At 37.6% G+C, this 12,243-nt stretch carries 6 protein-coding genes and 1 tRNA gene; 2 read left to right on the top strand and 5 right to left on the bottom strand.

The features are described 5' to 3' along the window. Window positions 1-11 precede the first annotated feature (11 nt). From H5126_RS10195 to H5126_RS10175, 5 genes are all read right to left on the bottom strand, one after another. Window positions 12-845, bottom strand: coding sequence for an MBL fold metallo-hydrolase (locus tag H5126_RS10195; RefSeq protein ID WP_182720561.1), 834 nt, complete (start codon window positions 843-845; stop codon window positions 12-14). A 9-nt stretch (window positions 846-854) separates the two neighbouring features. Continuing rightward, on the bottom strand, window positions 855-6,983 hold the full coding sequence (locus H5126_RS10190) for an S-layer family protein (protein ID WP_182720562.1): 6,129 nt from the start codon (window positions 6,981-6,983) through the stop codon (window positions 855-857). 39 nt (window positions 6,984-7,022) lie between these two features. Then, a complete protein-coding gene (locus H5126_RS10185) occupies window positions 7,023-8,144 on the bottom strand; it encodes a FecR domain-containing protein (RefSeq protein WP_182720563.1) in 1,122 nt (373 codons plus the stop codon). A 12-nt stretch (window positions 8,145-8,156) separates the two neighbouring features. Further along, window positions 8,157-9,482, bottom strand: coding sequence for a surface lipoprotein assembly modifier (locus H5126_RS10180; RefSeq protein WP_182720564.1), 1,326 nt, complete (start codon window positions 9,480-9,482; stop codon window positions 8,157-8,159). 569 nt (window positions 9,483-10,051) lie between these two features. Then, window positions 10,052-10,127 (bottom strand) — tRNA-His (locus tag H5126_RS10175). A gap of 284 nt (window positions 10,128-10,411) precedes the next feature. Between H5126_RS10175 and H5126_RS10170 the strand changes: the two genes are divergently transcribed. Both H5126_RS10170 and H5126_RS10165 read left to right on the top strand, forming a co-directional pair. After that, complete coding sequence (locus H5126_RS10170; RefSeq protein ID WP_002958438.1) at window positions 10,412-11,230, top strand: mechanosensitive ion channel family protein; 819 nt, start codon at window positions 10,412-10,414, stop codon at window positions 11,228-11,230. Between the two features lie 186 nt (window positions 11,231-11,416). Next, window positions 11,417-12,199 (top strand): YdiY family protein, encoded by a 783-nt coding sequence (locus H5126_RS10165; protein ID WP_024596589.1) that lies wholly within the window; start codon window positions 11,417-11,419, stop codon window positions 12,197-12,199. Window positions 12,200-12,243: the final 44 nt, after the last annotated feature.

Raw genomic sequence — 12,243 nt, 5'->3', positions numbered from 1 at the left:
TCCTTGATAGACTAAAAATCAAAAACTCGTCCTTCTCGGCCGCATTCTATTTTTACCTGTTGAGCGTACTGCGTGTGTAAATATTTTTCTATAGCCAACAACTGTTCATCGGTTCTTGATGGATCGTGGCTAATAATAATCACATTTTTAATACTCGCTTTTATAGCAAGCTCAGCAACCTGATCTATGGTGCTATGACCCCAACCATGCTTAAGAGGCAAGTCTGCATCTATAAATTGAGCATCGTGAATTAGTAAATCAGCGCCTTCAATAAAATTACTCCATTCGCAAATACTTGTGTTTAGCTTGTCTGGTGGGTTTAGCTCATTGTCGGTAACGTAAGCTATCTTTTTTTCATCTGCTTTAATGCAATAAGCAGTACCGCCACCAGGGTGATTCAGTGGAGCAGTCGAAACCAAAAAACCGTTAAGTGTAAATTGCTTTTGAGACGATAAATCAGTATTAAGCGTAATATTGGCAGGTAAATTCTGATAACACACAGGAAAGTACGAACCACTCATTTGCTTTAATATGGCATCTTGGCTTTTTTTATCATCAACGTTGCCAGCTACAATGGTTATATTGCGGTTGGGCTGGTAGATAGGTTTAAAAAAAGGAAACCCTTGAATATGATCCCAATGATTGTGCGTTAGCAAAATATTGATAGGACTTTGTGTTTCTAGTAAACGTGTACCGAGTTCTACAATACCGGTACCAGAGTCTAAAATAAGATCTTTACCGTTGTTTTGTTCAATGTACACACATGAGGTATTTCCCCCAAAAATGTGTGTATTACTTCCAGCTGAAGGCATCGAGCCTCTAACACCAAAAAATTCAACTTTCATAATTTAAGGCTAAGCTCCATCTGCTTCAAAATTGAATTTAGAAATACTAACATTGTTAGAGTTAGTGTCATTACAGGTGGTACTTACAACAACTTGGGTATCATTTTGCAGAATGATTGAAGTAAACACATGCGTACTGACACATTGGCTCGCTTCATAAAATCCGGCACCACTGGCTCCAAACGTATTATCTAAAGTACCGTCAGTTAAAATGCGCGCTAACATGCCTTTATTATTGCCCATACCAACTAAAACAATATTGTTGTTGCTATCAAAAACGGCACTTTTTACTTCGGTATCCCCCGTTGAAGCTAATGTATATTGGTCTAAAGGGTAGCTGTCATCAATTACTCCAGATGCGAGTAATCGCGTAATACTAGCTTTATTAGGCGTATCTACAACGTTTGCAATTAAATATAATTTATTTGATTCGTCGACTAATACTTTTACCATTTTATTCTCGGAATCAATGGTTGTTTCACCTATGTATTTGTAGGTTTGCTCACCGTCAGAGTCGAGCTTTAATGCTATTAATTCTGAACTGGCACCTGATACAGATTTACCACCAATAAAAATACTATTATCACTGATAAAAACACTTTCATAATATTCAAAAGGTGTTCCTATAATTTTTCCATTGCTACCAAAGTCATCGTCAAGTGTACCGTCAGAATCTAGCATCATGATAAACGAACTAGGAGTATCGGCTATAACTACAGAGCCAACTGCTACAACGTTGCCATCATGTAGTGCTAAATCAGTTAAGTTAAGCTTTTCAGCACCTGAAATAGAAGTAGAGTAAATACCATCACTGGCGAATGAGGTATCTAAATCACCATTTTGATCAACTTTAGCTATAAAGCCCTCTTCACCGTCAGTTTTGCTTTTAGATCCCGCAATTAATAAGCTGCCGCTATTGTGTTCAACCAACGCTATATTAGGTACGCTCAAATCTATGGCAATTTCTTTATGACCACTTTCGCTAAAGCTAGTATCTATAGCACCCGTACTCGTAAAGCGTGTTAATACTAACTTAGTAATTGAGTTCGATTTAGCCGTTGATGCAAGAATATACTTACCGGCATGAGGGCCATTGCTCAGTTGTAAAACGTGCATTGATTGATCGTCAGATTCTGCGCTTATAGTATCAAAAGCAAGATAACCAACGTCTGCAAAGTTACTGAATAATGTGGCTTGCTCGTCAATTGCTGCAACAAATGGTTTAGTGGTTGAGTCGTCAATAACACCCGATACCCATACTGTATCATTCGCATCTATAGTTGCTGCTTTTGCAAATTGTTTGCCATTAATACCCGAAATAATATTAATTCCAGATGTGCCATAAGCACTATCAAGTGAACCATCAGCAGTTAGAATTCGAGCAGAAAATAACTTTTCAGTAGCTGAAATCCCAGTTGTGCCTGACAAAATAATTTCATTTTTTATAGGTTCGTATTTTATGCCGGTTATATCCGCCCCACCATTTCCACTTCCGCCATTACCATCAATATCGTAAATAGCAGTACCTGCATCACCAAAACTCGTTATAAGAGTACCCGTTTTATCAATAGCCAAAACCACGGCTTCTTTTTCACCACTATTACGAGTTATGTAACCACCTACAAAAGCTGTAAAGTCGGTGTTTTTAGCGCCGCCAATTGCAAATAGTTCGTCATCTTTATTATTCTTGGACAAGTCGAGCGATAATGCTGCGCTACCATTAAAACTTCCATTGTTTTCACCATCAGAAATTAAATAACGTATAAGTATGTCTTTATCGCCAGTTGCACTTGTGACACTGCCAACAACCATAAGATCAGAGCTATTAAAGTTTTTAATAGCAAACGCTTCGTCATCTCTACTAGCGCCGCTCACATCGACAATTTTAGGGCTTCCGGCTTCATAAGCGAGCGTAGATATATCGTATTTTATCCATAAGCTATCGCTGTCGTTACCATTAAATGACTTACCAACAGCCTGAATTTTATTGTCGCTAAATTCAAGGTCATTAATCACGAGGGTGCTTGCTAATGCGGTACAGTGAATACCTGAATTATTATCTCCAGAGTTATTACTTAATACGCCAGCGGTATTCATTTTCAACAAACATGCTTCGGTATTTGTGCCATCAAAACTAGTGTAAGCAACAAAGAGGCTTGTACCATCAGAGATGATAGCTGTTGCTTGTTCATCATTTTCTAAATCTAATACTTTAACGCCATCACTATTAAATGCTGTATTTATCACACCACTCGTTGTATACGATGCAATAACAATATCTTTGTCGCTGTTATTACTAAAACCTACAAAGTAAAGGTTATTATTTAGCTCAATACTGTCATTAAATTCACCGCTTGAAAAAACTCCAGAAAGCTCAAGTTCACCTGTTATAGGGCGACCAAATGTTTCATCTTCAACAGGAACTAGGGGCTCCATATCATCAGTGATATCAATTATTATATTAATAGGAGTTGTTTCGTTAGGCGTACCATCATCAGTAATAGCTAGGCTCAATATGTACTGAGGAGTTGTTTCAAAATCAAACGGGCTTTCACCTTTTACAGTTAATAAGCCAGAATCATTATTTATTTCGAATATGGGGGCACCACTGAGTATGGTGTAACTTAAATTTTGGTTCTCAATGTCTGAGGCACTGACAGTCCCAATAGTGTCGCCATCGGTTGCGTTTTCGCTAATATTAAAACCTTGGTTTGACGCAACTGGAGCATCGTTAATAGGAGCAATCGTAATTGACAAACTACCAGTATCTGTAGCGTTATTCCCATCATCAACAGTATAACTGACAACAACAATACCGTTGGTATTTACAGCCGGTGTGTACTGTAGTTTGTTATCGACAACGAATACTGAACCGCTATCGACTGACGCTGCTGTTATGCTTAGGCTATCACTATCAGCGTCTGTATCATTAATCAGCACATCAATGAGTAGCGGCGCAGCATCTTCATCCATAGTCGCGGTGTCGGCATTTGCAATGGGTTCATCGTTTACGGGAGTAATAGTAATAGATAGTGTTGCTGTACTGGCACCACCGTTGCTATCAATTGCCGTATAAACAACAGTTGCGAGTCCATTTACATTGGCTGCCGGTGTATATTGAATTTGATTGCCAACTACTGAGACCGAACCAGTATCTGCCGAGGCTGCACTGATAGTGAGGCTATCGGCATCCACGTCTGAGTCATTTGCCAATACGTTTATTAGTATCGGCGCTGCATCTTCAGCCATGGTAGCCGAATCGGCGTTTGCTATTGGAGCATCGTTTACGGGGGTAATAGTGATAGTTAACGTTGTTGTACTGGCACCACCGCTGCTATCGCTTACAGTATAAGTAACTGTTGCTAAGCCGTTGTCGTCGGCTGCCGGTGTATATTGAATTTGATTGCCAACCACTGAGACCGAGCCAGTATCTGCCGAGACAGCGCTGATAGTGAGGCTATCGCCATCCACGTCAGAGTCATTTGCTAATACGTTTATTAGTATTGGTGCCGCATCTTCATCAATTATAGCTGAGTCAGCGTTTGCAATTGGAGTATCATTTATTGGTAGTATAGTAATTGTTAAGTTTGTAGTTGCAGTACCGCTGTTCCCATCACTTATTGTGTAGCTAATAATTGCTGTTCCATTTGTATTAGCAGCAGGCATGTATTGGATTTTATTATCAACAACAGATGCAGAACCTATATCTGCAGTAGCAGCTGTTATTGTAAGAGTATCGCCGTCAATGTCGGAGTCGTTAGCTAATACGTTAACTAATAAAGCAGGAGCATCTTCGCTCATCGTTGCTGAGTCAGCATTTGCATTAGGGGCATCATTAACGGGTGTAACAGTAATCGTCACACTTGCTGTTCTGTCGTTTATACCTTCATTACCAGTGCTATAACCATCAGTAATGGTGTAAGTTAGTACTATTTCACCTGAAAAATTTGCTGGTGGAGTAAATTGTATTTTTCCGGCGACAATAGTCGCTTCACCAGCAGTATTTTCTATATTAGAAATAGTAATTGTATCGCCATCTGCATCAGTGTCGTTAGCTAGCACATCTAATAAAGATGCAGAGCTGTCTTCGTCTAACGTATATTGATCGTCATTGGCTTCTGGAAAAGTATTAACGCCGCTTTCACTTAAGGTTACTTGAGCTGTTGCAGTTAAGCCTTGCTCATTTGAAATTGAATAGGTAAAGCTATCTACACCAATAAAACCTAAGTCTGGCTGATAGGTAAACGAGCCATCAGCATTTAATGTAAGTTCGCCATTTTGAGTTGCATTAATTGCCGTGGTATTAACTGATAAATCGCCAGCCTCAATATTAAAGTCGTTAATTAACAAGCCATTTTGTACTGTTACTTCAAATAGTTTGTTTTTGTTAAATTGATAGGCATCATTTTGTGCAACAGGGTTATCGGGTTCGCTGTTTATTACTAAAGTTACGGTGGCTGTAGAGGTTGCACCTAATGAGTCTATAGCTTGATATTGAAATTGATCAACACCATTAAAATTAGCATCCGGCACATAACTAAAGCTGCCATCAGTTGCTAATAATAGTTGGCCATGTGTTGGTGCCACCATAAACGTTTCATCAACTGAAAAACTGTCATTATTTGGGTCAGTATCGTTACTAAGCACACCATTGGCTGCTGTAACCACAAGTGTTTCATCTTCGCTTAAACTATAGCTATCATTGTTTGTTACAGGGGCTATGTTAGTGTTTGAACTTACAATGGTTACATTTGCAATAGCCTGAGCACCTTGTGCATCAACAACTCTGTATTGAAAGCTGTCTTGGCCTTGCATATTTTGCTCGCCTTGGTATTCAAAGCCACCATTATCAAAAAGGGTTAATTGTCCTCTTGTTGGTTCGCTAACCGGCGTTGTATCAACAGTTAAGTCATCTAAGTCTATATCGCTATCGTTTATAAGTAAGCCTGGCGATAGGACAACTAAGGTTCCATTGTTTGTAACGCTGTAAGTATTATCAAGCGCAATAGGAGCGTCGTTAATAGCTAAAATGGTTATCTCTACAACTGCGGTGTCTGTCATACCTAGCTCGTTAGCAACTTGATAGCTAAATGCATCTTCACCATTAAAGTTTGCAATAGGGATATAAGTAAAATCCCCATTTTCATTTATATTAAGAGTGCCATGCTGCGGTAGAATTAATGCATCTGCATTTACACGTAAATCACCACTGTATTGATTCGTATCATTTGTTAGCACGTTACCTTGCAGAGTTTGATCTTCATTTATCTGAAACTGATCGACATTTGCCTCTGGTGCAAATGCAAGCTCTCCACCCACTGGTGCTATGTTTATTATATTAGCAAAACCACTTTCACCACTGCCATCAACACCGGTAATAAGTACTTGGTAACTTTTATCTGTAAGTGACTCGGTAATGCTTAATGCAGTATCTTGAATACTTAAAAATTGTTGCCCATTCTCTAATTCATTAATATTAGTAGATGTGACTCCAGCTTGAGTTGCAATATAAACATTGTAACGATTAAGTTCGGGGTTAGCTTGCCACGAAAGATTAATATTATCTTCGTCTCGTTGTGCTGTAACACCTTCAATTTGATATGGTTGCCAGTTAAAAGTGATTGCATCAGCAAGTACTTGATTATTTAAAGTGTCAGTTATCCATATTTCGAGACGTATTTCCCCAGGAATTACGCCATAAAGTGCAGGGCTGAGGCCTATAATTGACTTTTCGTAGCCAACACCACAATCAGAAGAACAAAGTGATATGCTTTTATTAACGCTAGGGAGTACTAAATTAACTTCAGCAATGCCATCAGTATCCGAAGCTTCAAGTAAAAAAGAAACATTACCTTGTACGGTGTCGTTTGTTTGTGAGAAAACAATATTAGCGCGAGTATTTGCTAAACTTGCTCCAACAACTCCTCTACTTGAAGTGACAGCACCTAAAACTTTTGTACTCTTGGTTTGATTACTCGCTATAACACCAGCCAAATTTATATAGCTAGTCACCGTTGGCGGTATTACTTCAGCCGTAGGTGATTGTATTGCCTCTTGAGTGGGGCTTTCTTCTGAGCCTCCACAGGCACTTAACAAAAACACCATAGAACCAAGCAAAAATATATTTTTTGCTGTCATTTTAAATACTCCATAATAAAAGCTTTGTATCCAATGTGTTTATGGTTCTAATTTAAAAGAACCGCTAGCATTTACATCAGGATTATTTATTTCGTTAAGATTAAAGTTGCCAGTAATATTGTCTAAGTCATTCAAAAATATTGCATCAACATCGCCCTCGGCTTTATTGTTACCATGGGATGCAAATGTAACGGCCAGCTCAAGTTCGCTTAAATTTATTAAGCCGCTGTAAGCTGCATACCAATTTCCACCGGCGTCATTAAAACTAATTTCGCCATCAGGCACGGTGCCATTATCAAAATCAACTGCCATAGTCATAGCAAAGTCAGTAACAGCACCCACACTCGAATTTACATTAAAGCTTGATACTTCATAGTTAAATACACCTTGGCGCTGAGCTATTTGATCGACTAAAGATGCGCTGCTAACAGTTTGAAATTGTTGTTCAGAATATATATCCATAACACCTGTATCTGCTTCAAAAGCATTTACTTCAACTTCAGTTACCGATGCTTGCTCAGTTTCTTCTTCGTTGTCGTCTTTAGAGTCAATTGCTACTATATTTTGATCAAACACACGTGCCGCACGTGTTGTTTTAAAGACTTCACCAGTGGCTGTAATTTGTGCAAACGAAAATGCTTCGTTATCACCCAAAGAAACCACGTTATTATTTTCTAACGTTAAATCTATTGCGCCATCCCATACCGCTAAAAATACATCGCCTTTAACCAGTTGAACTTCAAAATGCGTTCCGCGTATACCAATAGAGCCTACGGGAGTTTTTACACTATAAGAGCCGCCATTTTTTTTAATTACGCCGGAAATAGAGCGCAAACCGCCTTTAAGTAACTCAATAGAAGCAGAGCCCTGTTGGGTATTGTCATTAAATTCGTAGTTAGCAATATTTAATTCTGAGTTTTCTTTTAAGGCTATTAAACCACCATCCAACATCGAAAATTGCGCTTTGCTTTTCTCTCCAGTCGTAATGCGATCTACGCCAAAAACAGTATCTCTGCGCTGCAATTGTCGTTGTTGTTCATTGCTTCCATCAACCGCGAGTACAGAGCCTCGTGCTAAAATAGTTTTACCAGCAGGGTCGTTTGCTTGTGTATAAAAACTTACACAAAGTAAAGTGGTAATTACAGGGAGTAAATGTTTCATAAATACCTTAAATTAAAATGAGTAAGAAGCGCTTAAATTGATATCTAAACGGTCATATTCGAATAAAGAAATATTACTGGATTTATCTTGATAGTTGGCAGCCAACTGTATGGCTAAATCGCGATTAACTAAGTAGCGAACAGAAGTTGAGAATATAAAGAGGTTATCGGCACGTTCTTGTAAAAATAAAGGGTGATCATCTTTATAATTAATCCATTGGTATCCAGCAAGAGATAACAACTGCCAATGTTGAGCCAACTGAGTGTTCACTTGGTAGTACAAGCTCGTAATATTACGGCTATTAAATTCACCTTCAGTAATGTCCGCTTCCTCGCTTTTAGCGTTAATGCTTAAGCTTTGAAACCAATTTTTAGCTGCATAGCTAGCACCTGCATTCATCGCATAAAATGAGTTATCGAGCTTTTCATCAAATCTATTGTTTAAAACACCCGCAGTCAAAGAGCTAAATAAATTAACTTGTTTATTTAGCGTAAAATTAGCTCCGGCCGTTAAAGCTGATTCAGTACGATAAAGTTCGCCATCAAGCATCAACGGAGTGGTAGCAACTCGTGCAAACCAACTTATGTCATTTTGTTTATATTGATAGGCGGCATTAATGTGCGCATTTATACGATCGTATTGACTGAGTTCTTCAAACTTGTACCACCCGGTATCAATACTTAAAGTGATTAAGCTTTTTTGATCAATAGGGTGAGAGTACTTTCCTCTGTAATTAAGTCGTGCATAGTTGTCCTGCGTACTTTTACTTTCTGGCGATAACAAAAACTCACCAATATTAGGAATTATAATCGTATTTTCTGCAGTACCTGCGTTTACGTTGCCATCTACGCCAAGGGCAAGCTCAATATTTTGTTTATAAGAGCGTCCAGCCTCTTGTTGCTTAAGTGCTGCAGTTTCTAGCAATGACTGTGCTGAAGACTTTATATTATTAGGTGTGTCAGGTGAGTTAATTAGTATTAAAGCTTGAGTATCGGCAGCAGGTAAATTATTAACTGTTAAATAAGCACGAACTAAGTACAAGCGAGCTTCATACCATCTAGGATTATTTTCAACCACGCGCTCAAAGGCAAATACAGCTGGCGCCGCATGCCCTGTTTTAAGTGCACTGACCCCTAATAAAAAGTCGTATACGGGTTCGCCCAGGTACTGATATTCGCTATTACTTTTTTGATAAGCCTGAGTGTATTTTTTTTCAGAAACTAATTTTTGAATCTCAATCAATAGCTTATTGTATTCATCATTGCTTTGAGCCAATGAGTTAAAGCTCATTACAGCTAAACAACTACACAGTAAATTTCCTAAAACCTGTTTAATCATGCTTAATTTTATATCCCAGTAGAAGTTTGATGTTTAGTAAAAAGTGATGCCAACATTAGAAACCTACCACTCTTTGTAGCTAAGTATAGTTAATACAGTCACATTAGTTAATTAATTGTAGATAAGTAACGAGTTATACCAATCCGCGATAATACTTAATCATTTTGCGGGGCTAAACGTGTCGCTACCTGTGTTAAAAAATTCTCATATACGACTGCATGGATGCAGAAGGTAGAGCAATGCAGGAGCAATTGCCGAGAACAAATAAATAGCGAATTTTTTGCCAAGCTATCAACATGTTTTTCCATCCTCAAAATAGATCACTTAATTAAGCGAATTGGTATTAAATACTTGTTTATTAAATATTATTACTAATTAGGGTGTGTTGATCTTTGTGGATTGAAATTTTTTATCTAGGGATGATTTAATCGCTGCGTGAGATTTGTAAATTAGTGGGTTTAACTAGAGTATTAATAATTGTGTTGCAAGGCTAATATAGTAAGAGGTTTTAGAATTTATATAATAGAATAATTAATAGGGTATAAATATGAGGCTTTCTAGGAAAAAAGTGGGGCGATTGACGGGGCTTGAACCCGCGACAACCGGAATCACAATCCGGGGCTCTACCAACTGAGCTACAACCGCCACTACACACACCTTGTTTGGTGTGGCGCGCATAATACATAAAATAATAATTGTTGTGAAGCCCAAAAGTGAAATAAATTAAAATAATTTAAATCAGGCAAATATAATTAGTATTTAGTCGTTAATATTTTTTCAAGGTAGGCTATGTTTTATCGCATAAATACCTCTAAAAAATCGAATATACTTGCATTTAATAGTATTAATTCATTATTTCATGAGAATAAATTGTAAATTAATGTATAATAATGCCCGAAAACGCTTAATAAAAAACATTTGGAGTAAATATGGATTCAGTACTTAATTGGCTTAACGATAACTCAGGCCTAATTTTACACTACGGTATACAAGCAGTTGTTGCGCTTGTTATCTTTTTACTTGGTAGTCGTGTTGCTAAGTTTTGTTCTAACTTAACTGAAAAAGGTTTTGCTAAAAAGAAAGTAGATAAAGCTGTCGGTTCATTTGTTTCAAGTATTGTGTACACACTTGTATTTGCTGTAACTATTTTAATGGCACTTTCGCAAATTGGCATTGAAACAACTTCGTTCATTGCTATTTTAGGTGCTGCCGGTTTAGCTGTGGGTTTAGCATTGCAAGGTTCATTATCTAACTTCGCATCAGGCGTACTAATTATTTTACTTCGCCCATTTAAGTCTGGTGACTTTGTTGAAGCAGGTAATAAAATGGGTACGGTTAAAAAAATCGAAATATTCTCAACTGAACTACGTACTCCAGATAACAAAGTAATTATCGTACCAAACTCTCAAATAATGTCTGGTGCTATTACTAACTTCTCACGAGAGTCTACTCGTCGTATCGATTTAGTTATTGGTGTTGGCTACGATGCTGATTTACGTCACGCAAAAGAAGTATTAAAATCTGTATTAGATGCAGAAACACGCATACTTAAAGATCCAGCTTACAATGTATCTGTAAATGAGTTAGGCGATTCAAGTGTTAACTTTATTGTTCGTCCTTGGGTTAACGCTGCTGATTATTGGCCTACTTACTGGTCATTAATGGAAAATATTAAAATCGCATTAGATGATGCAGATATTACTATCCCATTTCCACAAATGGATGTTCACTTTCACAAGCAAGACTAATTTTAAATAGTTATTTAATTAAAGTTATCTTTAATTGTTATAGTGCTAAAGAGCTATTAAACATAAAATTTTCATGCGGGATCTGCCGCATGAAAATTTTTTACATTATTACTTAGCTGTTTAGCTTGCTCTAACAAGTAATGCTTTAATAAAATAGATGTACATTTATACAAAGGTTATTTTTTAATGAAATTAAAGCTTTTATCAGTTTTAGTTGCGGCTTCTGCTGCAACAAACGCATTTGCTGCAGACGCAGAACAAAGAACATGGGAAGTTACCAGTGAATTAGGTGCTATTGTCACAAGTGGTAATACAGAAACGACCACACTTAAAGGTGGCATCAAAGTTCAGCACAATCTTGAACACTGGAACAACGAATACAAGCTAGACGGCATCTACAAAGAAGATGAAGTTGAAGATGCAAATGGTGACAAAAACAAGCAGCGCACTAACGAAAAGTATTCAATTTCTGCACAAGGTAATTACAAATTAAATGAAGATCATTCTCATTTATTCATTTATGGTTCACACGTTTCAGATTATTTTGGAGCGTATAGAAGTGAGTCAGTAATTTCTGCAGGTTACGGTTTACGTTTATTAAACGAAAAAACTATGTGGTTAAGTGCTGAAATTGGTCCTGGTTATAAATACTTTGAATACCCAGATGACAGCACTGAAGTTGATGACAACGGTAACTCTCTTGCTGGTGAATTTGAAGGCGAAGTAATTGCCTTAGGTAAGTTAGATTACAACTGGCAAATTTCTGAGAATGCACGTTTTACTCAATTAGTTGCTGTTGAGTACGGTGATACAAACACTAAAACTCGTTCTGAAACTGCATTACTTGCAAAAATAAACGGCTCGTTACAAATGAAAGTCGCTTTTAATGTCACTAACAACTCAGATGTTGCTGACGACAAAGAAAGCACTGACACAGAAACGTCATTCACGTTGGTTTACAGTTTTTAACCAATGTAGTTAAGTTAATTACACTAAAGTGACAAAAGGGACGA

Origin of the sequence: Pseudoalteromonas sp. SG45-3, assembly GCF_014164075.1 — a bacterium.
Taxonomy (GTDB): domain Bacteria; phylum Pseudomonadota; class Gammaproteobacteria; order Enterobacterales; family Alteromonadaceae; genus Pseudoalteromonas; species Pseudoalteromonas distincta.
Note: the sequence above shows the minus strand (reverse complement) of the source record. Positions and strands in the feature narration are given on the sequence as shown.